The following is a 23660-nucleotide window of genomic DNA, read 5'->3' as shown; positions in this document are numbered from 1 at the left end:
ACGGGGGATTCAGAGAGAACCGAACGATTGGAGGTCTGCTTCTGCAAACTCGTCAGGCCACACAATTCTCGGCTGGAAATCCTGCACCTGGTGGATTGGAGCGAACGCGTTCTCGTTTTCGCCCTGTTCGTCGAACCGGATCGGAGAGGGCATGGCGAGAATGTGCTCGTTTAGCTCGGTTGCTTTGAGAGCGTCGTTGATGCTGTCTGGGTCAACACTACCGGCTTGTTCGATGGCTGTGAGCGTGAGGTCAGCCGACGTGAACGCGACCGCCGCGCCGGCAACCAACGGGTTGTCGTTGAACTCCGCGCTGAAACGCTCCTTAATCTCGGCCGAGCGTTCGTTGTTCGGGTTGATGGCGAAATTAACGTCAAGGACGCCGTTCGCATACGGCCCGATGTCGTTTTCCATCACGTTCGGGTCGCCGAACGTCGACGTGGCCGCCGAAGAGATGACTTTCGGTCGGTACCCGATATCACTCATTGCGTTCATCAGCAGTGTTCCGTGGATGGTGAACCCAGTCGGGGCGACAATGTCTGGATTAACTCCCTTGAGTCGTGTCGCCTGACTGTCTGCGTTCGTCGCATCGACTTCGATGACTGTTTCGGCGACCACTTCCAGCCCCTCATCTTCGGCAAAGCTCCTCGCGGAGTCGATGATACTCTGGCCGAAGAGGTCGTCTGGCCGGAAGAACCCGACTGTCTCCACGTCGATATCTTGCTGCGAAGCGAGGACTGGTGTTTGCCGTGCCCAGTCGCGGCCGAAGTGGAACGTCGTCGGCTGGACACGGTACACGTAGTTGAAGTCGTTATCTTGCAGGACGGCTTCGGCAGCTGAACCTGCTGTGACGAACGGAAGGCCCTCGCGGTCCGCGACCTGTGCAGCTGCAAGCGTCACCGACGAGAGCCAACACCCGATCAGTGTGTGGATGCCTTGGTCCATCAGCTCCTCAGTCACCTGTCCGCCCAATTCCTGTGCAGCCTGGTTGTCTCCCTTGATGACGCGAACCTCCGCACCGCCGAGCGACTCGATACCGCCCGCTTCGTTGCGAAGCATTGCCGCTAACTCCACGGCGTTAGCCATCAAACCACCCGTATACGCGAGGTTACCGGAGAGGGGGAAGTTCGCTCCCAGAACGACTTCTGATGCAGTTCCGCCACCGGTAGTTGTACCGGGTGTCGTCGTCGGTTGCTCGGTGGGTGTGGCTGTTCCGTCACCGCCATTTGCGTCTCCGTCCGAAGTACAGCCAGCTAGTCCAGCAACACCCGTTGCACCGACTGCCTTTAGGAAGTTGCGACGTCTGAACGAATAGCTGTCCGTTGTTCCAGGTTTTCTGGACACTGAACTCATGACAAATGTTGCCTATGCACAAAGATAGCCTTTACGAATTTATCACAATAATTCATAATGATTAGGCGATTGGTCCGACTGTCCAGTGTTCGACGATCAATTTCGCTGCAGTCGTCGGAATTGGCCTGTTCCTGTATCCAATCCTAAAGCGACACAGCGAGTCGATAACTGGGTTAACCGGGGGATCCGATAAGTGGCAGAGTCATGGTTGCGAACCTGAAACACCCATTGTTCGGGATTCCTGCGCTGACGAGACCACGGATCTCGTCCGCCCACCAGACCACCCCACGTTCTGAGGACGTCCGCAGGCACAGGAGGACGTCAATATATTGATAATGTGGTCATTACATACGTACCCATGTAATTGACAATTATGGAATAAATTCGTCATCTTGGCACTGTCTAGTTAGCCCAGTCTTCCGAATATTAGGCAAGAAGAAGCGTTCTACGTGGTTAGTGGCCAGTTTTGCGTAGAAACGTCTGATGCGAAGTCTATTCTCGAGTAGGGACAGTCTCTCACGGAGCCAAAGCGACGTCTCCCGGGCAGGCGGCAGGGAGCACCGTGAACGTCTGCCAGCCACAACATCGCAAAAAAAGCGAAACGCGCAGTAGGGTTAGGAGTGGGTGGCCGTCTACTGCTGTCCGGGTCCTCGACCGGAGCCGTGACCGTTACTCTGGCCGTTACCCCGACCGTTGAAAAAGAGCTTTACTTTGCGCTCTTCGTCGGCAGGAATGTGGACGAGGACAGCGTCCTCGTCGTCACTGTAGGCGAACGAGTTCGGCGTCTCTTCGACCATGTCGGCATCGACCGCTTCGTACTTGGTCGGGCCGGCCTGGACTTTCCTCGGCGCTTGCGAACGGTCGAGTCGCAACAGGTACGACGAGAGTTGTGAGTCGTCGTAGTTTTCGACTTCCATCTCGGATTCGAAGGTGACGACGCCACCCTCCGTCCCCGTGATGGTGAAGTTCGTCACGTTGTACTCGCCGTCCTCGAAGTCGTTGGTCTCGCCGTCGTCCTCGTAGAACGAGTACGAAGCTTCTTCGTCGAGGTAGGTGGTCAACTGAAGCGTCGTAAGTGGCTTTTCTCCCGTGTACTGCTGTACCTCGCGCATTGGGATGATCGAGTCTTTGCGCACGTAGATCGGCAGATGGTCGACCGGGACGTCGACGGTCATCCACTGCCCACCGTCGTACACGTCGTTCGTCCAGAAGTCGACCCAGGTCTCACCGTCTGGTAGGTAGACGTCGCGTTCCGTCGCACCTTCTTCGACGACTGGTGCAACAAGCACGTCGTCACCGAAGAGGAACTGGTCGGCGATGCCACGGACTTCGTCGTCGTCCTGGAATTGGAAGACCAGCGGCTGGAAGATCGGCTTCCCGTTTTCTGACGACTCCTGGAACTCGTTGTAGAGGTACGGGAGCAGTTTGTAGCGAAGCTCAGTGTACTTTTTCGTGATATCCACGGCTTCCTCGCCGAACGTCCACGGGTGTTGGTTGCGCGGAAGGTCCGGGTCTTGCTTCCTGTGGGTGTCGGTGTGGTTCCGGAAGAAGGGGATGAACGCTCCCAGTTCTATCCAGCGCTTGAATAGTTCGGGAGAAGGCCGCCCGACGAATCCGCCGACGTCGTGACCACAGAACGCGAGCCCAGAGATCCCCATGTTCATCATCATCGGAATCTGCATCTGCAAGTGGGGCCAGATACTCACGCAATCACCGGTCCAGATTGCCGCGTACCGCTGGCCGCCAGCGTAGAGGTTCCGGTTCAACAGGAAGGGACGGTCGTCGGGCTTGTAGAGGTCGTAGGACTCACGAGATGCCCGGGCATAGTCGAACCCGTACATGTTGTGATACTCCTCGTGCAACATCGTGTCATTACCCGTCCCGTGGATGTTGTCCACCGGCATCGTCCAGTCGTAACGGGTATTCTTCTGGAATACCGCCGGCTCACCCATGTCGTTTTTGATCCCGTCGAAGCCGGCATCAAACAACACGTCGTGTTGTTCGGCCCACCAGCTGCGGACCTCAGAACGCGAGAAGTCGGGCCACACCGCGACATCGGGCCAGACTCTCGCTTTGAACGTCTCCCCGTTCGCATCCTTGGTCCAGTAATCATTGGCAGTCCCTTCGAGATAAGGGTCGTACGGTTCGAGTTCGCCGTCACCATCGACGTCTATCTCCTTGTCCACCGCGACACCCGGGTCGTTGACGGCGACCGTCTTGACTTCGGGCAACTCCTCGCTTAGCGTTTGGAGCGCATCGCGGTGTGAGTCCTGGATGCTGAAGACGCGGTAGTTGTTCATGTAGCCGATATCGAAGTGCATCGCGTCCAGCGGAATCTCCTCTTGGCGGTACCGGTGGGGTACCTCGACGAGTTCCTCGGGGCTGTATTCCCACTTGCTCTGGTGGAATCCAATCGCCCACTTGGGTGGCAGGTTGATGGTTCCGGTCAAACTCGTGTAGCTGTCGAGGACATCGCCGATTTCCGGACCGTAGGCGAAGTAGTACGTTAGCTGGCCGCCATCGCCAACGAAGTAGTAGTAGTCTTCACCAGCGTCGGTGTCGTAGGTCTCCTCTACGCCCTCGGGGTCCTGTACCTGGGGCGTGTGGAACACGGTATGGTTGGGATTATCAAAGAACATCCCGTACGCACCGGCATTCTTCAGACCGACAAAGAACGGAACCGACGCGTAGACGTAGTCACTCGTGTAAAAGTACCCGTACTGGTCCGTATTCCAGTTCTCGAGTTTCTTTCCGCGTTGGTTGAGTGTGAGTTCGGGCTGTTCGCCGAAGCCATAGAAGGCTTCGTCCTCGTCGGCCTTCTTGTACACGTAAGGCAACGGCTCGTTAGGCGTTGGGTCGGCCGTTTGGACGTCCTCCTGAGTATCAGCGGTGTCTGCATCTAGGTCGCTCACGTTTGTGGACCTGTAAGCGGACTCTTGCAGCGTTGAGTTGGTCTGCTGTGTTGCGTTTGTTTGCGGCGTTGGGTTGGTCGCTTCCTCATCTCTCTCGGGAGATGGGACGTATCCTGACGACCCCTTATCCAAGTAGTCCTCGTTGATGACCGTCCCATCCTCGTCGAGGAACCGGACACCGAAGAGTTCCGTGTTGATTTCGACAGTAACCGTGTCGGTCTCGATGGCTATCTTGTCGGGGCCCGAATCGACGCTGAAGCTCGGCGTGTCCCACTCGCTGAGTCCGTTCTCGATACCCCGAGATTCGTATTCTTCCTCGCCCGGTTCCATGATGGCGACGCGAACCAGGCTGTCGCTGAACAGACGAATGTACCCTTCGTGAGTACCGAGGTCAAGTTTCACTCCGTCGTCGAGAACTTCGTGACCCTCGACGGACAATTGCATGAGGTTGTCCTCGTCCACCTGTGGTTCGTAGTGGATCTTCGAATCATAGTGGTGTGCCGATGCGGGGGCTGAAGTGAGCGCACTCCCCGCCAGAAGGGCGGCTGTGGATTTCAACAGTGCGCGTCGTCCGACCGGAAGGAAATCGGAGTCGTGTGTGTTTTTATCAGACATCGAAAGTGTGGGTGGCGACTAGTGTACGTTCGCGAGGCGGTTCGACGAGCCAGAGTCCGGACCGACTCATAGTACAGACCCCGCGATTCCGTCCGGGGATCTGTACGCTCTATTCGTTGCGGAGCTAATTGTTGGCGTCATTCCATGGTTTTCTTGGAAGAAAATGTTCATCGTACGTTTCAGTCGTGGATATTTACTCAGTGGATAATAACTTTCTGGCCGTTATTATAATGATAAAATGTATCGTATGGGCGAATTTAACATCATCAAACGTTTGTTATTTGGCCGGGTGAGCGCACACGTCCGAACAGATTTTAATCGAAGCAGCAGCGGGGAATTAGCAACTATATTCCAGATTATCGATGGTATTCAGGTTCCGGCACTGTCTAGTTTAGAACCTCCTCGACTAGCGTTCGTCCATCAAGCGCTTAATGCGGTTATTCGAAGTTATCGTATTGCCCGAGTTTTCGAAGCCGCCGTTCCTATTCTGGATATCGGGCTGCCCATCTTCGAGTCCCAGCGATTCGCACGTCCCCTGAAGGGTCGCCATCTTCATCCGGTTGTGAGCGCCGACATTGATACCCCGTAAGAAGGCTACGAACGTTGTCATGGTTGTGTAGTAGTGAATTGGTGGTATCGAAGTCGAACGTCGAGTTGCTACTGGACGACCGTCACGTCGAATTTCCCGCACCAGCGGTAGCGCCGGCCACCCCAGACGAACGTTCGGCGGATGAGTCCGTACAAAAGGAGGGGCACGAACACGAACACCGCCGGGTAGGCCAGCACGGCCGTCCACCGGCGGACGCCCAGGAGTTCGTTGACGGCGAGGTGCAGCACCGTCAGGACGGCCGCCGCGTAGAGCGGGGCCAGGATCGCGCCAGCAAGGACAAGCAGCGAGACGAGGACGGTCCCGGCGATGGCCCCGGGAAAATGCCACCGGAGGATCTGCGTCCACCGGACCGGGCGCTCGACCGCCTCGCGGATGGTCCCCCCAATAGGGACGATACGCGTCCGGCCGACGTTCGTCACCTGGAGGTACTCCATGAGGAGCCCGTCGTCGCTGACGGTCCGCCGAAGGTCATCGAGAAACGCGGCCTCGTCGATGTCGCCTCGCTCGAACATGACCGCGCCTCCCCAGATCTGGTTGCCGAGGGAGAGGGGTAACGAGCCAGCAGCGGCGTACAGCGGTTCGAGCAGCACCGACAGGGGATCCCGCCCGACGAAGTACGGCACCTCAGACACCGGCCCGTACTCGTCGTAGTCCGCGCTACAGGTCGCCAGCCAGTCCGGCGGATGGTGAAAATCGTCGTCCGTCCAGACGAGTCGCTCGTGGCGCGCGGCCTCCATCCCGGCGGCGATGGCGTTGGCTTTCCCCGAACAGTACTCCGGCTCACCGGCGGCGATGAGCCGGACGCCCTCTGGGTAGTCGGCCCGCTCGGTGACGGGGTCATTCGCACCGTCGTGGATGACCAACAGCTCGTCGCTGTCTCCGAGTTGGGCGGCCAGCTCCGCGCACGCGTCGGTCCACCTCGTCGTCGGCAGGATAATACTCGTCGGCAGTCGGGCAGACATGGCGTCTCCCTCTCATCGCCCGGTGGCGATGAGTGCGATGCCGGCGATCCATGGACGCTTATGGTCACGACTTTTGCGGTGGTGACCCATGGAGAGCGCATGCGCTACGTCACTATGGTGGCCTACCCCAATGAGGAGGGGATCAACCGACTCGACCGGCAGGTCACCGAGCTCGGCCTGGAATACCGGGCTATCCACCGCATGGAACTCCTCGCTGACGACACTGTCGCCATGTTCGCCGAGGGCCGCGGCGACGTCGAGGGGCTCCGTCGAGTACTGTCAGAGTCGCCCGAGGTCTTCGAGTTCTCGATCTCCGGCGATGACGCCGGATTCTTCGCCTACACGCGCTACGCGGTGGATGACTTGACTCGAATGCTCATGGAGGGCCGGCGCGAGTCGTCCTACCTGATCGACATGCCGATCGAGCACACCGACGACGGCGGCCTCCGGGTGACCTACATCGGGACGGAGGCGGCCTTCGCTGACGCGCTCTCCGACCAACCGGATGGCGTCCGGGTCGAGGTCGAGCGGACCGGTCCGTACGCGCCCGGCCCCCGCCACGTCGTTTCCCAGTTAACCGAGCGACAGCGGGAAGTGCTCGAAGTGGCGGTCGATCTCGGCTACTACCAGGAGCCCCGTGAGGCGACTCACGACGAGATCGCGGCGGCGACCGGGCTCGCAGAGACGACGGTCGGCGAGCACCTCCGGAAGATCGAGGCGACAGTGTTCTCGTCGCTTCACGTCGCAGTCTCCGGTCGCTGAACCGACCGATTGTTTCGGGGAAACCGGCACTAGACAGCTGCTTTCTCGCCTGCGACTGGCACGACATTTTCAGCAACAAACTGTACGGTACAGATCACGGGAATCTCCAGTCGATGGAGAAGAGCGGGGGAGGTCACCGTCGCTCCGACGACATCGGGCGTGCGCTTCCTCCAGCGTCGTTATCTCTATCTTCCGCATTTGCAGCATCGATTCCGTGACCCACCGACAGGCAGGGTCTGTCCCACCGTTACCTAGACGAACTGCGTCCTTTCCCCCTATCTGCAGAATAAGTGGCTCTGTAGTTTCGGCACACTGCGGTCGATTTCACGGATATCTCACGCTCCGACGAAGGTTGTAGACAATGGCTTTCAGCAGCATTTCACGGAACTCAAGCCACCAGCTCCGCGCACGCACGGCAGCGCCGAGCGTGCGCTTGATGCTTGAGAAGACGGTTTCTGACATGGAGCGTTGGTGGTACCGATCACCGTCCATGCGGGCGTTATGGGCATGATCGAGCGGGTTCATGATTCTGTGCTTGATCAGCGGTCTGATGCCGTTTTCGCGGAGTTCGTCGCGGAAGGCTTTCGCGTCGTAGCCTCGGTCGGCAGCGAGGCTTCGCAGGTCGCCGGCGTTGCGCCGGGCGACCTGCGGGCCGATCTCCGCGTCGTGTTTCTTCGAGGTCGTCGAGTGGATGTCGGTGATGTACAGCGTTTCGACATCCACGAGAGCCGTGACTTTCAGTGCTCGAACGCGGTAGTGCGTGCGGTTGGCGTAGTGTCGGCTGGGCTGATCACGGTCGAAGCCGGTCGAGTCGATGGCGGCGTGGCCAGTGCGTTTCTCGGCTGACGCGCCGAGAAACGCACGCCACGTCTTCGTGGGAATTCGCTCAAACCACGTGCGGAGAACGGTGTAGTGAGGGAGCCGGGAGAGACCTATTTCTTCGAGGACGTTGGGCATCTCGCTGAGCAAATCTACCGCGACGCGGTAGGATTTGCCCAGCTCGATCCGAAGTGCATGAAGCGTGAGCATCGCCCACTCGGCGAACCCGCCACCCTCTTCGGGGTCGGCGGGTTCGTCCGGGTTCGCAACAACTGATTTAGACTTAGCAACCGTAACACGAGTGAAGAGACGGATTTCGGATGTCACACCGATCTGTCTCTTCGCTTTCTACGGCAATAACGCAGTCGCGGCGTCTCTGTCTAGCGAAACTACAGAGCCGAATAAGTATACCTACTCATCAGCTGTTTCGCCTGAACCCCATCTGAACCGAGAGACCGGAGTAGACTACTATTGGAGTTCTTCGACGAGGGCAGCAACCGCCGCATCAACGAGGTCACTGTCCAGACGGCCTTGCCAGAAGTCGATATCCTCGTGGTTGATTGATTGGACGCCCCATGGGACGACGCGACTCTCATCCGGTGTCCCACCACGAAGCCAACTCTCCTTAGGGATGGGGATAAGCCCATCTAGCCAGGATTGTGTCGTTAGCGTCAGCGCAATGTATTGCTCGCCGTGGAATGGACGCCCTTCGTGATTTGAGAGAATGAGCCAGGGCCGAGCATCCGCGTCACCTTTGAACGGGTCATCGCCGTAGACGACGTCCCCCCGCTCGAAGATTGGAGCGACTTCCTTGGCGGTCACTGCTCGTTCTCCACACTCGGATGTGGTTCCCCAGGTGCGTACTCGCGCCAGGACTCCTTGTCCTCCGCACCGAGTTGCTCGTTGAACAGGGCAGTCGCCCGTTCATAGCCGCTGTACCCTTCGAGGCGCTCGGCGTCGTCGGTTACCGCCCAGTACGTCGCCTTGTGTTCGACGAGGCCGCGGCCCTTTAATCGCGAGAGAGCAGTGCTGACCGCGCCCTCATCGACGCCGATTTGAGAGGCGATTTCGCGGGCCTTGAACGCCCGATCCTCGTTAGCAACGAGAAAACCGAGGACTTGGTCCGGGACCGAAAGGTCCGCGAGTTCTTCCTCGCTCGTGTTCTCGAAGGTATCTCGGTCGATGGACATCGTTGAACAGTAGGTCTGTCTTCTGTTGTAAAGAGCGTTAGGGATGAAAGCTATGAAAATTCTGAAGATGATAACTTACCCCCAACTATTGCGAGAGAAGAGGTTGACGAGCGGGATAGCGAGTCCGATCCTGAGATATTGGAGTCGACTAGTGACTCCCCGGAAGACGAAAAATCACTCGGCGAAATACCCCACAAGGGTTCGTCTGTAACGGTGGACGCGGTGGGGCCCCCACAGGCCCCGCAAATGGCTTCAACCCAACGAGGGTTCGTCTGTAACCCGAGCCGTACCAGTACGTCGTCTTCGACAAGCGGATGCTTCAACCCAACGAGGGTTCGTCTGTAACTCACGGACTGTTCGGCGCTGAGCAAGCGCTCCGACCGCTTCAACCCAACGAGGGTTCGTCTGTAACTGAAGTCAAACACCACCCACCGCGACTCTCGGACGAAGCTTCAACCCAACGAGGGTTCGTCTGTAACTCGCCGGTGTCCGAGACGCCCCGGACTTTGTTGGTGCTTCAACCCAACGAGGGTTCGTCTGTAACGGACCCCCCCTGTACACGGCTTTCAAAAGGGTCGACGCTTCAACCCAACGAGGGTTCGTCTGTAACTCCTGTTTCGAGACGAACGGGAGCTTGTCGTGCAGTCGCTTCAACCCAACGAGGGTTCGTCTGTAACGACACGGGACTGTCCTACGCTCTCGGTATCGACTGGCTTCAACCCAACGAGGGTTCGTCTGTAACCCGTAGAGTTCGCCCTCACGCTCCAGCACGACGAGCTTCAACCCAACGAGGGTTCGTCTGTAACTATCTTGTTCGACGGCTTCGAGATGATCTTCAAATCTTGCCGTCGAAGATCGGCTTCAACCCAACGAGGGTTCGTCTGTAACCGCATCCGCAATTGAGCATGCGAAGGACATCCCAAAGCTTCAACCCAACGAGGGTTCGTCTGTAACGGTTCGGACTTCTCGGGGTCGTCGGGGTAGACCGCGCTTCAACCCAACGAGGGTTCGTCTGTAACACAACAAGGTGGAACTCAAATGAAAGACCACTTCGAGCTTCAACCCAACGAGGGTTCGTCTGTAACTGGTTGGGGACGGGTCGTACAACGTCATCGTGTCGCTTCAACCCAACGAGGGTTCGTCTGTAACTTTATACCGCCAGACTTGACCTTGTTGTCCTTAATCGCTTCAACCCAACGAGGGTTCGTCTGTAACCACCGTCACTTCTGTTTTGTTAGTCGATGGGACCGCTTCAACCCAACGAGGGTTCGTCTGTAACTCTCTATCCCCGTTAGCTCGAACAGTTGGAGTGGTAGCTTCAACCCAACGAGGGTTCGTCTGTAACCATGGCCAAATTGGCCATCACAGCCTCCCTACACCCCGTCCACACTCAAGTGTTTCCGTCGACCCTCAATCCCCCCTGAACCCCCGGGGGGTCGACGGAAACTCAGACTGACGAACGTCTGAGTCTGTCGCTGGTCAGTCTAACAACCATTGCAGCCGACCACAAACGCGGTGGTCAGTGGTTGCTCTCTGGGGAACAGTCAGCTAGTACCGACGACAGCCGAGCGAGCATCTTGACCAACTAACTCAACGACCTGCTCGTTCCTCAAACTGGCTTAACTAGACAGTGCCAGTTGTTCGAATGTGTCTATTTTCTTTCTTCTTGGCTAATATGGCCATTGAGCCTCTAGAGGCAGAAGACCGTTCTCGGGTCGTCGGACGGGGCGGGTGATTTAACCGGTCTGGCGCCAAAAATTTGGTATGGAACTACTTGTCGCCGTTGATGGATCAGAAGAGAGCAATCGGGCTCTTGGGTACGCTACGGACATCGCTAACGCGACCGGCGGATCAATCACGCTGATCCACGCAATCGAACCGGATATCTATGACGCTGGTGGTGGAGAACCGATATCCGGGTCCGACCGCAGGGAGCGGCTGGTCATCGATAGCCTTGACGCCGCAGAGGAGCACGGCCGAGCGATCATAGACGAGGCGATCGAGTTTGCAGCCGAACGGGGGCACACCGTGTCCGGAGAACTACTCTACGGCCAACCGGCGAAGATAATACCCGAATACGCCGAGAAAGAAGAGTTCGACACGCTCTACGTTGGTCACCGGGGCCGGTCGGAACGAACTATTGAGTTCTTGGGCAGCGTGGCACGCGACGTGGTTGAGCGTGCTACCATTCCGGTCACTGTCGTCAGGTAAGACCGACTGATTCGTGATCCGAGCAGAGGAATTCTTGGAGTATCATTACCGAGTACTGGTTAACGAACACCCTCTCATTCGTCGGTTCTTCAATCGGTTTGTTTTTTCCAGATAATCCTTCAAACGCCCTACCGATTCGTCATTAAATTAAAATGGACGCCAGTAAAGATACCCGGGTCGATTGGGAAGAAATTCGCAGCCAGATATGCAGCGAGCAGTAACATCAACGGAATTGGAGTCGTCTGCCTTGCAAGATCTATACTTTGAGTCTTGCACGCAGTTCCTGGCAGAATATGGGTAGACTGATTCGAAGCATGAGAACTACATAGCGCTTATCTTGTAGACGTCTTTTCGCTAGATTTGCTGTTTGAGAGTTGTACGTATATATCGACATCAGGTCGGGTGGGGTGATCGGACGGTGTGTTCAAGATAGTCCTATCGATAGGCAGCCCTACTGTTATCCGCCTGAATCCCCTACCGTGGTATATGGCAGATGATAAACAGGGCCGAGATGAACAAGCGGATGACGAAAAACGTCGCCAGCGAGAGCGGATGCAAGAGGAGGCACGTACTCGAGCCGATGAAGAAGAGCCGATGCGTGTCGACCCTGGTGAGCAGCTTGGTGATCTTGATGAAGCGCTCAAATCGCACGACTATCCAGCCACGACAAATGAGTTGGTTGAAGCCTATGGCGATTATGAACTTGAAACTCAGGGCGGCAATAAATCCCTGGAGGACGTACTCGCTTCAACTGATGACCAAATATATGACTCAGCCGGGGACGTTCACAGACAGATACTGGGGCTCATAGGCCGATAGCACAACGGTCCAACACACCCATCTGGCCTTGTTGAAACTCTCAAACGATGATAGTTTTCAACGGCCGTGCTCCATAGAGAGTGTGTCTGTCACCGGTCAGTCGGCGGAAGTCGCGACTGTGGCCTCCTTCTCGCCGGGTGATTCACTTATTTCAGCACCAAACCCGATTCCTGCGACTATTCCCCCCAACATGAGTAAACCAAGTGGACTCCGAAGGCTCCCCAAGCCCGAGATCGCTGTGAATCCCCCCAGAGTGGGACTGCAAGCAAGAATGCGAACAGAGCTTGGGGAGACGTACGGGCAGGCTTTAGCGGGTGATTTCGAGTCACAAACCAACCAGCCATCATCCATGTTACTCCGATGAAGCACAGGAGCTGTGCGTTCCACGCTCCATCTATGTAGTAGACACCGGCCATCACCACACCAGCAATTGCACCAATCAAAGGAGGCTTGTAACTAACCATACTGTCCGTACAAACGATAGACATAGATTTCTTCTACTGACTACCGAGTCAGTATCAATCAAAACAGCGGGAGACGACTGTTATGGAAGAAGCGCGCCGAGTTCAGCATGCCTGTAGAAGCCTCCCCAAGTGCTGTCAGAAGTCTCGTGTGACGTAGACAGTGTGTCGGTCACCGGGGGTCAGCAAAGTAATAGATTATTCCGAAGGTTAGTCCCATCACAACGGCTTGAAAGAGGGCAGACTCCAAAAGAAAGGCACCCACGCCAAGGTAAGTGGTGAACGCGATGACCCCCATAGTGGCAGCGTACATCACCCGAGACAATTTGCTAAGCCGGGCATCAAGACGCTGGTAGAGGTTCACCATTGTGTTCATGCTTCCATGGTGGTTCTGATTGTGCAAAGTCATTTTGCAAGATATGCGCTCTCAATTCAGCACGAGAGAGAAAAGCTACTCCAGAATCGACAATATCGATTCTATTCATCTCTTAGTCGAAGCTTAGGCGTTTTCGTCGACCCACTCACAGAAGGCATCGAAGTCATGCGCTCCGGCGCTTTCGGCGATTTCGGAGCGTTCCGGTACGGAGTTCGCTATGCAGTGGGACGGTCACCTGCCGGCGGTCCTCTTCATTCGTCGGGTGTTCGTAGTACAGTTGGGCGTGGTCGCCGGTCGTTCGTCGCCACTCGAATCCACCGACGTTGACCAGAACCTTCACCACCTCCATTCCAGAGAACGTTCGCCGCCCCATCGATTAGTCGAGCACGTCCGGCGGTTCTTGGTCGCCAGTGGTGTTGTTGGCGGGGTCGATACCCAGCGCACGAAGTTCCTCGTCCGTCGGTTCGCGTCCACTCTTTCCGGTGTGGATTGCGACAGCGTCGTCGAGGTTGTCTAGTGCCTCCTCTCTGAACTCTCCCTGTGTGGTCACGCCCGTATCGACGTCTTTCGCGATCCACCAGTCGTCCTCTTGCCAGAGACGAATCTCGCCATCGTTGGCATCGCCGTTCCGAGTCGAACTGGCCATCTTACCCCTAGTTGCCCGATGAACTGTATAAGCATTCGGCATACCGCTCTCACGACGAAGATAGAAACGTGATTTGTTCAGGAACGAGTGCTCCTGATGACCGACTCGCGCTCTGTATTCAGCACAGCCTCAACAAACTATCAGTGACTGAGGATTTCAACAGAGCCACCAGTTCAAAATAGTGATTTTATCCACGAAATGAGACCGGACGAACTCGTTTCGTCCTCTGTGGATTGGGTATGACTAGCACTCTCGTCTGTCCGAGTTTCGCTCTCAGTCGAAGCATCGTGTGACACGGCTGACGGTTTCATACGGTCCAATTTAGCAAGTTCGTCATCAATATCGAACTCTTCAGTTCGCATCTGGTTTTCCTCACTCCCGGGTTCAGACAGCTCGGCTGGCCTCATCACGGTGTTGCCACACGAGGGGCAGACACGGGGATTTCCTGGACGTTCAGCAATCGTTCCACAGCTCAGACATTGAAATTGGGCACTGTCTAGTTAAGCCAGTTTGAGGAACGAGCAGGTCGTTGAGTTAGTTGGTCAAGATGCTCGCAGACCTGCTCAGCGAGTGCTTTGCGACTGATTATGAAGAAACTTGGGAGCGTGAGTGGACAGCGACGTTGACGAGACGCTCTGCGTCTCGTTCGCACACCAGAACGCAAAGCGTTCTGGGGACGCCCGTCAGGGCGTTCGCTGTCCAGCTCCACGCGACCGGATGTTCACTCAGAGAAACAAAACAGATTCTTCGATATCTCGGCGTTGAACGCTCTCACCAAGCTGTTTGGCAGTGGGTACATCGACTGGCTGACAGCGGACACAACCCGCCAGAGGCGAAGCCGAAGCGGGTTGCGGTCGACGAGACCGCTGTCAAAATCAATGGCGAATGGTCTTGGTTGTACGCTGCAATAGACATCGAGACAAAGCTGATTCTTGACGTCGAATTGTTTGGACGACATGGTACCGATCCGGCTGCTGCGTTTCTCCATCGACTCTCGGAGAAACACGATCTCTCAGACGCTGTATTTCTCGTTGATGGCTACGGCTATCAGACTGCCCTCTCTCGATTAGGATTGAGCGGTCGGCTTGACTACGTCGAGCGAAACCTCATCGAAAAGTGGTTTCATACCCTCAAAATGCGAGTCGACCGCTTCCATAACTCGTGGGTGGGCAGTCACGGAAGCGTCCGCGAGTGGTTCATACAATTTGTGCAATACTACAATTTTCATAGACCGCATCAAGCGCTCGATGGACGAACACCGGTTGAGGAGATCACTAACTAGACAGTACCAGACGCAGTAAGATGATAGACGGCATACTGATTCTGCTCGGTCCCGGCAGTCACACAGCAGCCGTCAGGAGTCAACATGACTGGTGACGTGATCGGACCAGCAAAGGAGACCTGGTCGACGACCCGTTTTTCCTCACGGGAGATTCTGTACAGCGTGTCGTAGCCAGGGATGAACAAGCTCGACTTAGTGACGACTGGTTGGAACTGCGCCACCGCGTTCGCGCTCCATTCGACAGCCCCAGTAGCCGCGTTTCGAACGGTTGTCTGGCCAGACGTCTCACTAGACACAACCAGAGACGATCCACTCGGTGTCAGGGCAGGGGGAGTAGAGATCCCACGTACCGTACGGGACCAGACTGGAGACCCATCAGTTGGTGCGAGCGCTTCAAGCACACCGGCGACAGAATCAACGTAGTAGACGAACTCGTCTGAAACAACCGGCACACTCACACTAGAAACGTCGGGTCGAAACCACTTCTGTTCTCCAGATTCCCAGTCAAGTGCCGAAAGTGAGTGCTCGGTTTTGTATTGTGAACTGACGAAGATGCTGTCGGAATCGCCCGAAATCGCATACGGTGTCCGCAGCTTGGGTGACATCCAGCGTTGAGAGCCAGACTGTGCATCCAGCGCGACAACACGGCCATCGGATGCGACGGCCAGTGTCTCGCCATGCAGTAGCTGGGACATGTACGTCCCACTAGCGCCACCATCGAATTCCCACAGGATAGTACCGGTATCCCGACGAATGGCAGTTGTATGACCGTTGCCCGAGAGAATCACCACATCCCCGTATACCGAGGGTGTCGTGTAATCGACGAGGCCATCAATGCTCCACAACTCCGTCTCGGTCTGGATGTCACGGAAGACGGTCCGCGCAGTCGTGGCGTCCGTTCCCTCGGTTGCAACCGCGAGCTGGCCGTCCACAACCGTGGGGCCATCGTCTCGGTCGTCTCTCCCAACCTTCAGTATGCGCTCCGCTTGGAGTGGCCCGGCAGGAAGTGAGACAGCAGTACTACTGGTAAACTGCCGATCGTGACCCACTTGCGGCCACAATGCGTCTGCGGAATCAAACGACAGCGAGGGGGTAGTCTCTTGGTCCAGCGACGTCGAACACCCAGCGAGCGGGAGTGTGAGTGTGACCGCTGTCAGAACTGCTCGCCGCGAGAGAGTGGGTCTCCTCATTAAACCTTATTTAGTATCAAGAAAAAAGAAATTTGCGGCTAGTCAGCAGTCACACAGACCAGTACGCTGTCCCAACATCGGTTTCTTCGTGTTTGTCGGCATCCTCGTAGCCGAAGTAACCGGGGTCGAACCAGCGCCACATATCATCATATCCGTAGTCAATGTCCGAAGTGTCATTCGCCGTCTTTACCACTTGACCGAGGTAGGAGGTGAATGTCTCCTCCGCGATGTTTCCACCGGGTTTGATATTGAAGTCATAATCAACTTGCCCATTCCCGGAGAATCCGCCCGTCTTGACTCCAGACCGGCTCTTAGTCTTTTCGAACCCAACACTACCTCCTCCAGAGAGTCCATTTAGACTACCGCTTAGGTTGAAGCCGATGCTCTTTGAGGTACTGAATTCACCTTCCTCAGGATGAGGACCATAGGAGTGGATGGAACCATCGTTGAAAGTGATCGTTCGAGTGAGGAAGTCATTTTTCCAAGCATCCGACGAGCAGTTCTGGTTTTCATTCATGCTGGGACTCATCTGGAACTTCGTCTCGAACGCGAAGTAGTCGTTCGATGAGGTGTTGTCGATTAGTTTGGCACCCCAATGAGTTCGTGACCGATTCCCATACGGACAGACAGTTGGTTCGTCGATTGAGTCTGACCCAAGACACGTCCAACTGTCTCCGTCCTTCGCAGGCGGACACGCAACAGTCTGTGTCGTCAGATCAGTCTGCTGACTATTGACTGACGGAGCGGTATCTCCCGCTAGGTCAGCCCGAATGAGCTTGTTCTGGAGGAACGCGAAGACACTCGATTGAGTATGCGGAGAGTTCCGGAGTCGATACGTGTTGAGCGTCCCAGTCTCTTTGTGGGGAAAGAGAATAACCACATCGTCGGACTTCTTGTAGGAATACTCGAAGCCGAACGAATAATCTAGCTCATGACCAGTCTTTAGTCCACCCGTCCGGACAAACTCCGGGACTTCATCAATGCCAGTTTTATACACCTTCGCGATTGCCGCATCGAATGCACGGCTTCCAACGAAGGCGATTGGCGTGCCGGTTTTGAGTGCAGCAATGATGTTGCCGTGCGAGAGGTCAGTTTTTGAGGAGATGAGAATCAGGTCAGCATTACCCAGCCCAGACTGCTCAACGTAGGAGGGTAATTCAAATGGGACTGCTCCACCCATGAACACCCGAACGGTCTTGATGTTGTTCGTCGAGCGATCGATTTCCTCGGATTCACCGGTATGTGCGGCCGCAGAGGACGACCCAACACCAGTTGCAGCGGCTGCACCAATTGCCTTCAGGACAGTACGTCGGGTCGGAAATAGATTCTTACCAGTCATGGTCACAGGAGGCCGTAATCCACATCAATCGTGTGCGAATCGGTTAGTGTCTCGGATGAAATATCAAAAAAGAAGTTCCCAGTAATGGACGCAGTCACTACGTCGTACACTCCCTCAGAAGGCTCATCGGTCTCGACGGCGCTAGCTGCTGCACTATTCTCTTTGGTATTCCCATCGCCAGGAAGCAGCACAAACTCAGCGAACAGATTATCCGAATCCTCTGAATCGGTTCGGGATTCGGTACTTGTCTTACTATCATTGTGTGTCCAAGAGAACGACTTTGGCGTTCCCCGCGCTGAGATTTCGGCAGATTTCGTTCCGGACCCACTCACTGTACTCGAAGTAGCATAATCAGTCAGCGCGTTTGATTGAACGCCGACACTATTCGTGGCCGGAGAATAGTCCTGCTCGAGGTTGACACTAGAATGCTTGTAGGTTTCAGGACTAGACGTGATCCGTTGGATCGTAGCGAAGGTTTCCCCGTCGCTCACACCGTCGTTCTCAAGATGGAAGAACTCGATTTCATGATCAACCGTCCCAGCGCTATTCTGTGCCCCGGCGCTGGCGTAAATCGTAGTAGCCGGATCCCAGTTCTGGGATGCCTGCGGGCTAGGGTACGTTTGGGAGATCGTACTACTGGAGATGCCAGCACGGAGATGCTCCACCCGCCCCTCGAGCTCAGCGTGCCGATCCGAGACGGACTCTTGGTCGGCTGCACGGACGCTCATATAGGTGGGCGTTCCTCGGTTGTCGAAGCCGACTGCATAGCCGACACAATTCGGCTTCGGTGCGTCTGCAACCGAGCCAGCAGCCTCTGGGTATTGTCCGACGTCCTGCTTGAATGCCTCTTTTGCTTGCGAGGTTAGTGTCGCTCGTTCAGACGCCGTAATCGGCGAAGTGAGCGAGCCGTATGAAACCTGAACCCGGTCCAGTCTTCCTGAAGCAGCAGACCCAACTGAGGAAAATGTTCCAGCACCCAGCAGAGATCCTGTTATTGTCTTTAATGCTGTCCGTCTACTAGTTACGAGTCTACCGACCATTGCATTCAGAAATTGCACAGTATACATTTTATTCATATCTCCCAGCATATGTAAATCAGAAAATATATCGGAGGGCGTTTATATCTCTCAGGTATTTCCTGTATCGATGTCGTTAAATTCCAACTAATGAAGTGACATGTATGTGCCCTCCCACAGACATCGATAGTAATGAGGTTGTCGAAACTCTAACCAAACGAGGTGGGTTGTTGGACTACCTTCAACGCGGAATCCACTCTCGCCGTGAGATTGCAAACTTATCCACGCAGTCGAAGACAACTGTGTACAGAGGACTAGACCAATTGCAAGAGGTTGGGATCCTCCGTAGCGACAGTTCGGAGTATTATCTGACAGAGATTGGACGCAAACTGATGCAACCGTATTCCCGGCTCATGGATAAGTACGATCTGATTACATCGAATTGGGACTTCCTCGCGTCGGCAGCCCTTCCAGTTAGACCAGAGTGGTTCGAAAGTGGTGAGACCGTTACGAGTTCAAAAACGAGTCCACAAGCGGCCCACCAGTTTGTTGTAACGAACCTCGTCGACTCAAAACCACACGCCTGTGTGTGCCCAGTTTTCGATGCGGAACTCCTCGAATCATTTGCAGAACAAGCCTCGAGTGATTCACAACCAGATGTTGTTACTCCGCCAGGGTTAGCAGAATGTGGTTCGGAAGAGCTGGATACTCTACAGGCCAAGGTACTCTCGAATCCAGACGTACCGTTGGTCGGGTTGTTTTCGATGTCTGAGTCAGCTGCGGTTTGCACGTACTCGACTTATGGGCAAGTCATATCAGCTCACGTAACTTCGCATGAGGGGTTGCTACAAGCTATCAGCGCCTACTGCCAGGGGCTTATTGACGGTGCTCAGACTCTCTTGAGATGAGTTAGCGAACGTCACTAACCTACACAGAACTGGCTCTACCCGGAGGTCATTGCAGGTCGGCGACTGAGTTGATTAGACTGTCCGTAGACCTGCTTGGCCCGGGAGACGTACGCAACATCGATAATTGCCCCCGCCGGTTGGTTCACTTTAGTGGTAAGTAGCCTGAGCAGCCCGTAATCCTAAGCATCAAGTAGTGGAGCAAAACGATCTATTCAGGACTGACGACCTCGATTTTGATTTCATCCGGACCGCGAGCATACAGCGCATAATAGCCCCCAGCAAATGGATGCCCGTCCTCGAACAGAACAGTCGCATCGCTTCGGTCCCGAATGAAGGTTGTAACCTCGTCAACGTGGTCACGTGACCTGCCATGGAATGCGACATGATTCAATCCAGGCGATGTTTCATCGAACTGAGCCAGTGATTCGGCCTGTACAAGCACAAGGTACTGATCACCATTTATCCATGAAACGCCGTTTTCGAATGTATCCTTTAATTTGTATCCAAGCAGGTGTAAGAATTCGTCCCAGAAGTCTTTCGAAGCCGAGAGATGTGCTGTGTTGATTTCGAGGTGGTGAATGTACCCTGGTTGAGGCGACCTATCATGCGATCCCATACGCTCAGTAGGGACTCGAAGATATAGAATGTGGGCAGCGGGAGACGTCCCAAACTCGCGACGCGCGTTTGTGGGCTCGAAAGCTGGCGTATTTCGAACTGTGCACGCGAGAAAAGCTCTCGTGCAGCCCACCAGAACACACAGCGTTCTGGAAGACGCCGACAGATTGCGTCCTGCTAACCCCCCACACAGGAGAACGCCGCCCGACCCAGTCCCTCCCCGGCCAAGACGATAAAATAGATGTCATTTACATACATACTGTTGTAACTGTATATTAATTTTCACTACCTCAATCTCGGTGACTGAACGTATCTGCAGCAGGTGCGGATTGAAGCTCCCACAGCAGTCGCAGCATCACATCCTAAGGCACGCAACACTTCCATCCTCCGAGGTTGTGAACTCGTGATGGATGGTATAGTATATCGAGATACAGTGTATAGATGGCCACTGCTCACGAGATCTTGGAAGGTCTTGGTACGGAAAACTTGGGGAGGTAAATGTGTGAGAATTTCTTGGAGCCAGAGGCTGGTGCCGAAAGCGTTGTCGCGTCCCTAGATCGTAGCTGATCTAGCTGTGGTTCGTGGAAGTACACAGGCCGAAGAGTCGTGACTTCGGGCTGAGCTGTGCTGAGAGTCGCATTTTCCACTATTCTGTGGCGATGGTCAATAATCTGAGTGCTTTGATCATTCAGTTGTCCCTGGGAGACAACCGAATTTAGTAATATTTCGTCCAGTGACCCAGCGACAGAGATGAATTGTATATCGCTATATCAAATGATTGGCCTACAGTCCCCACAGTTTCGGAGGATAGCCTAGTTTTGGATTGAATCTCCGCTGACTCGTGAGTCTTTCACCAATCAAAAGCTGATTCCGAACACTCTCGGACGTGACTATCGGGCGAATGTGAGAAATAGCCGGATTCTGGCACTGCTGAATGGTGTTGCCACTCCCGGGTAGCGGACTCAGTGAGGGGTCTGCCGGTTAATCATCGGCCGCGCTGGCCGTCGGTTGGGAGACGCGTGGCTGGCTTTCGATGAGGATCGACAGGAACGCACCGCCGAGCAGGAGCGCGGCACCGCTCCAGAACGCGAGTTCGTAACTCCCGGTCGTATCGCGGATGAACCCCCCGAGGAACACACCCGTCGCGGCGAAGATCTGGTGAAGGAACCACGACGTTCCGAGGATCCCGCCCATCGCGTCCGTCCCGAAATGATCCCCGATGATGCCGGTTACCGTCGGGATTACCGGGAAGGAGGAGACACCATACACGACTGCGAACACGTACAGCTGCCAGATACTCGTCGAAACGGCGAGCCAGGCTAGCGAGATTCCCCGAAGCACGTGGAGGCCAGCGAGCATCCGACGCTTGCCGACCCGTTCGGTGAACTTACCAGTCACCCACATCGAGACGGCACTCGCCCCCGCGGCGATGCCGAGCAGCTGCCCGCCGAGCGCAACGCCACCGCCGAGATCGGTCGCGTAGTTTGGGAGGTGGATCGTCACGAGGTACAGCGTGAAGCCACACGAGCAGAAGCTCAAGCTGGCGAGCCAGAAGTTTCGATCACGAAGCGCCTGCTTGAATGGGATGTTCGCGGACGCCACGGCCTGTACCGATCGCTCATCAACGGCGGTATCATCGACGCCGTCCGGGTGCTGTCCGATATCGGTGGGGGCGTCCTCGACGACAAGCAGAACCGCCGGCACGACGAGCACGAGCATGAACAACCCGAGCCCGAGGAAGGCTTCCCGGAAGCCAGCGATAGCGATCAGGGAGCCCGCCAGCGGGAGGATCACCAGTTGCCCGATGTTGATGCCCATCGAACTCCTTCCGAGCATCTCCGAGCGGTCGCGGACGTACCACTTCGAGACGAGCACCGAGTTCGCCATCGAGCTACAGCCCGCAAAGCCGACCGCCGTAAGAACGCCGTAGTACAGGAAGAACTCCCAGACGGTGGTGATCGTGGCCGACAGGAGGAAGGCGACGCCCATCAGCGCCGCGCTCCCAGCGATAACCAGCTTGGGGCCGATCCAGTCGATCAGCCGGCCCATTACCGGCTGGAACAACCCCCAGGTGATCATGTTCACAGAGACAGCCAGGCTCAATAGCGACAGCCCCCAGCCGTAGGTTCCGGTCAGTGGTTCGAAGAACTGTCCCGCACTCAGATTCAGCCCGAACGCGCCCATCAGCGCGAGGAAGGTCACGCCGACCACGTACGGACCGAGGAACGTCGAGTCGTCACATCTGGTCAATCCGAGCATGTACATTCGATGGGAGCGGGAGTGTGGCATTATAGCCTAATTTGGTATGAACCAAAAATGGCGATAGTTATCAGCACCACTTCAGCGCAGCATCGATTTCAAAGCACTAATTTTCCGGAAATCATCGATTGAAGTTCGCAATCTATATTTCTTGGTTTTTACCAAGTACTCGTATGCGAGAGTTCGTGTTCACCGTCACATACGACTGCAGGGCGGATCCAATCGCCGACATCTTCATCGACCATCCCGATGTGATGTCGAAATCGCTCACCTGTACGGTTACGACGGAGAGCATCTGGCATCTCGATCGGATAACGGGTCCAGAAGACGCGCTCCAGGCCCTGGATGACGTGTTTCTGGACCCAGACCACTGTAACGAGTGTCTCGATGCGGAGCACTGTCAGACCAGCTGGGAGTACGAGGTTCTCTCTCAGGGGTCCACCTCGCGAACCGTTTACGCATACGGGACTGAAGCCGACGACTGCCACTCGATACCCCATCTCGCAGCCACGCACATCGGAGAGGGACTGCTTTACGACACGAAACGGCAGGGCGATCAGTATACATGGAGGATTCTGATGCCCGACGACGCCAATGTGGGCGAACTGTACGATGCGATTCAGACCGAACTACGTGACGGACTCCGTCTGACGCTGGACCACCTGACAGATCCGACCCACTGGGGCGACGATGTCGTCTCTCTTGCCGATGTGCCGTACGAACAACGGGAGCTGATCAAGGAGGCGGTCGCCCGTGGGTACTACGAGACGCCCCGAGAGATTACGACTCAGGGGCTGGCCGACGAACTAGGGCTCCCACAGTCGACAGTGCAGTACCGCCTTGCTCGGGCCGAAGCATGGCTTGCAACCCGCTTTGCAAAGGAACTCATCTGAACGGAGAATCCCGTTAGTTCGAAGAAATTGACAGCCTTCGTTCTTTTTCTAACTGACTGAGTAGATTATTGGCTCCCAAAAGAAATCACATTGTCTCATTCCCCTAGGGTCGTCGATAAATAGAGGGAACACATCATTTCCATCCTCCGAGGTTGTGAGTTTCCCACTGTTTCGGAGAATGGCCAGTTTTGGCGTGTTTCCGCCGGTGAAATCGACTAGCTCACAGGAGAATAGGTCCAGGCCATCTTCCTTCTGCTGGTTGTTCTCAGGTTGTCTGAACTATGCGAAATTTCCTGTCCAGAGATCGCAATACCACTCACAAGGGCAAACTGAAATGTTCCTACTCGGTTAGTCAGACGGAACCAGCGCCGAAGACGGGTTTGCCGGTGTTGCCGTGGCTGTAACGGCGGTGGGGTGTGAACTGA

General features: G+C 55.6%; 19 protein-coding genes, 1 pseudogene and 1 CRISPR repeat array. Of the genes and pseudogenes, 6 read left to right on the top strand and 14 right to left on the bottom strand.

Going from position 1 to position 23660, the window contains the following annotated elements:
* Positions 1 to 9: 9 nt before the first annotated feature.
* The 4 genes from ACH9L7_RS19155 to ACH9L7_RS19140 all read right to left on the bottom strand — a co-directional run bounded on the left by ACH9L7_RS19155 (position 10) and on the right by ACH9L7_RS19140 (position 6449).
* Positions 10 to 1350: an ABC transporter substrate-binding protein gene (locus ACH9L7_RS19155; protein WP_396613840.1), complete on the bottom strand. Its 1341-nt coding sequence runs from the start codon at positions 1348 to 1350 to the stop codon at positions 10 to 12.
* A 632-nt stretch (positions 1351 to 1982) separates the two neighbouring features.
* Entirely contained in the window at positions 1983 to 4877 is a 2895-nt protein-coding gene (locus tag ACH9L7_RS19150) for a TIM-barrel domain-containing protein (RefSeq protein ID WP_396613839.1), read from the bottom strand.
* A 406-nt stretch (positions 4878 to 5283) separates the two neighbouring features.
* Entirely contained in the window at positions 5284 to 5487 is a 204-nt protein-coding gene (locus tag ACH9L7_RS19145) for a DUF1697 domain-containing protein (protein ID WP_396613838.1), read from the bottom strand.
* A 47-nt stretch (positions 5488 to 5534) separates the two neighbouring features.
* Complete coding sequence (locus ACH9L7_RS19140; RefSeq protein ID WP_396613837.1) at positions 5535 to 6449, bottom strand: glycosyltransferase; 915 nt, start codon at positions 6447 to 6449, stop codon at positions 5535 to 5537.
* 99 nt (positions 6450 to 6548) lie between these two features.
* On the opposite strand from ACH9L7_RS19140, the gene ACH9L7_RS19135 reads away from it, so the two are divergent.
* On the top strand, positions 6549 to 7211 hold the full coding sequence (locus ACH9L7_RS19135) for a helix-turn-helix domain-containing protein (protein ID WP_396613836.1): 663 nt from the start codon (positions 6549 to 6551) through the stop codon (positions 7209 to 7211).
* A gap of 324 nt (positions 7212 to 7535) precedes the next feature.
* Here the strand turns inward: ACH9L7_RS19135 and ACH9L7_RS19130 are convergent, their stop codons facing one another.
* The 3 genes from ACH9L7_RS19130 to ACH9L7_RS19120 all read right to left on the bottom strand — a co-directional run bounded on the left by ACH9L7_RS19130 (position 7536) and on the right by ACH9L7_RS19120 (position 9220).
* The gene (locus tag ACH9L7_RS19130; protein ID WP_396611642.1) at positions 7536 to 8357 is read right to left on the bottom strand and encodes an IS5 family transposase; all 822 of its coding nucleotides are present in this window, start codon (positions 8355 to 8357) and stop codon (positions 7536 to 7538) included.
* A 141-nt stretch (positions 8358 to 8498) separates the two neighbouring features.
* Positions 8499 to 8852, bottom strand: coding sequence for a type II toxin-antitoxin system PemK/MazF family toxin (locus tag ACH9L7_RS19125; RefSeq protein WP_396613835.1), 354 nt, complete (start codon positions 8850 to 8852; stop codon positions 8499 to 8501).
* A complete protein-coding gene (locus tag ACH9L7_RS19120) occupies positions 8849 to 9220 on the bottom strand; it encodes a MarR family transcriptional regulator (protein WP_396613834.1) in 372 nt (123 codons plus the stop codon). Before ACH9L7_RS19120 ends, ACH9L7_RS19125 begins: the two co-directional genes overlap by 4 nt.
* 182 nt (positions 9221 to 9402) lie before the next feature.
* A CRISPR array of direct repeats spans positions 9403 to 10565; the repeat unit is 30 nt; unit sequence GCTTCAACCCAACGAGGGTTCGTCTGTAAC.
* 419 nt (positions 10566 to 10984) lie between these two features.
* Here ACH9L7_RS19120 and ACH9L7_RS19115 point away from each other — a divergent pair.
* Positions 10985 to 11431 carry a universal stress protein gene (locus tag ACH9L7_RS19115; RefSeq protein WP_396613957.1) on the top strand — a complete coding sequence of 149 codons (447 nt, stop codon included), beginning with the start codon at positions 10985 to 10987 and terminating at the stop codon, positions 11429 to 11431.
* A gap of 486 nt (positions 11432 to 11917) precedes the next feature.
* Positions 11918 to 12250 (top strand): hypothetical protein, encoded by a 333-nt coding sequence (locus ACH9L7_RS19110; protein ID WP_396613956.1) that lies wholly within the window; start codon positions 11918 to 11920, stop codon positions 12248 to 12250.
* A gap of 960 nt (positions 12251 to 13210) precedes the next feature.
* On the opposite strand, the pseudogene ACH9L7_RS19105 reads toward ACH9L7_RS19110, so the two are convergent.
* Positions 13211 to 13460: pseudogene (locus tag ACH9L7_RS19105) on the bottom strand (type II toxin-antitoxin system HicA family toxin).
* A 3-nt stretch (positions 13461 to 13463) separates the two neighbouring features.
* On the bottom strand, positions 13464 to 13733 hold the full coding sequence (locus ACH9L7_RS19100; protein WP_396613955.1) for a type II toxin-antitoxin system HicB family antitoxin: 270 nt from the start codon (positions 13731 to 13733) through the stop codon (positions 13464 to 13466).
* 547 nt (positions 13734 to 14280) lie between these two features.
* On the opposite strand from ACH9L7_RS19100, the gene ACH9L7_RS19095 reads away from it, so the two are divergent.
* Entirely contained in the window at positions 14281 to 15015 is a 735-nt protein-coding gene (locus ACH9L7_RS19095) for an IS6 family transposase (protein ID WP_396613954.1), read from the top strand.
* On the opposite strand, the gene ACH9L7_RS19090 is transcribed toward ACH9L7_RS19095, so the two are convergent.
* The 3 genes from ACH9L7_RS19090 to ACH9L7_RS19080 are packed head-to-tail and all read right to left on the bottom strand — an operon-like array spanning position 15012 to position 18632.
* The gene (locus ACH9L7_RS19090; protein ID WP_396613953.1) at positions 15012 to 16205 is read right to left on the bottom strand and encodes a PQQ-binding-like beta-propeller repeat protein; all 1194 of its coding nucleotides are present in this window, start codon (positions 16203 to 16205) and stop codon (positions 15012 to 15014) included. The genes ACH9L7_RS19095 and ACH9L7_RS19090 overlap by 4 nt on opposite strands.
* 49 nt (positions 16206 to 16254) lie before the next feature.
* Positions 16255 to 17544, bottom strand: coding sequence for a hypothetical protein (locus ACH9L7_RS19085; protein ID WP_396613952.1), 1290 nt, complete (start codon positions 17542 to 17544; stop codon positions 16255 to 16257).
* A gap of 2 nt (positions 17545 to 17546) precedes the next feature.
* Entirely contained in the window at positions 17547 to 18632 is a 1086-nt protein-coding gene (locus ACH9L7_RS19080) for a hypothetical protein (RefSeq protein WP_396613951.1), read from the bottom strand.
* Positions 18633 to 18952: 320 nt separating this feature from the next.
* Between ACH9L7_RS19080 and ACH9L7_RS19075 the strand changes: the two genes are divergently transcribed.
* Positions 18953 to 19468: a hypothetical protein gene (locus ACH9L7_RS19075; RefSeq protein WP_396613950.1), complete on the top strand. Its 516-nt coding sequence runs from the start codon at positions 18953 to 18955 to the stop codon at positions 19466 to 19468.
* A gap of 208 nt (positions 19469 to 19676) precedes the next feature.
* Here the strand turns inward: ACH9L7_RS19075 and ACH9L7_RS19070 are convergent, their stop codons facing one another.
* On the bottom strand, positions 19677 to 20084 hold the full coding sequence (locus tag ACH9L7_RS19070; RefSeq protein ID WP_396613949.1) for a VOC family protein: 408 nt from the start codon (positions 20082 to 20084) through the stop codon (positions 19677 to 19679).
* Positions 20085 to 21064: 980 nt separating this feature from the next.
* The gene (locus ACH9L7_RS19065; protein WP_396613948.1) at positions 21065 to 22348 is read right to left on the bottom strand and encodes an MFS transporter; all 1284 of its coding nucleotides are present in this window, start codon (positions 22346 to 22348) and stop codon (positions 21065 to 21067) included.
* Between the two features lie 167 nt (positions 22349 to 22515).
* Between ACH9L7_RS19065 and ACH9L7_RS19060 the strand changes: the two genes are divergently transcribed.
* Positions 22516 to 23235, top strand: coding sequence for a helix-turn-helix domain-containing protein (locus ACH9L7_RS19060; protein ID WP_396613947.1), 720 nt, complete (start codon positions 22516 to 22518; stop codon positions 23233 to 23235).
* The last annotated feature ends 425 nt before the right edge of the window (positions 23236 to 23660 follow it).

It is taken from the genome of Haloferax sp. S1W (genome assembly GCF_044593955.1).
Classification (GTDB): Archaea; Halobacteriota; Halobacteria; order Halobacteriales; family Haloferacaceae; genus Haloferax.
This window is presented reverse-complemented; position numbering and strand designations above follow the sequence as displayed.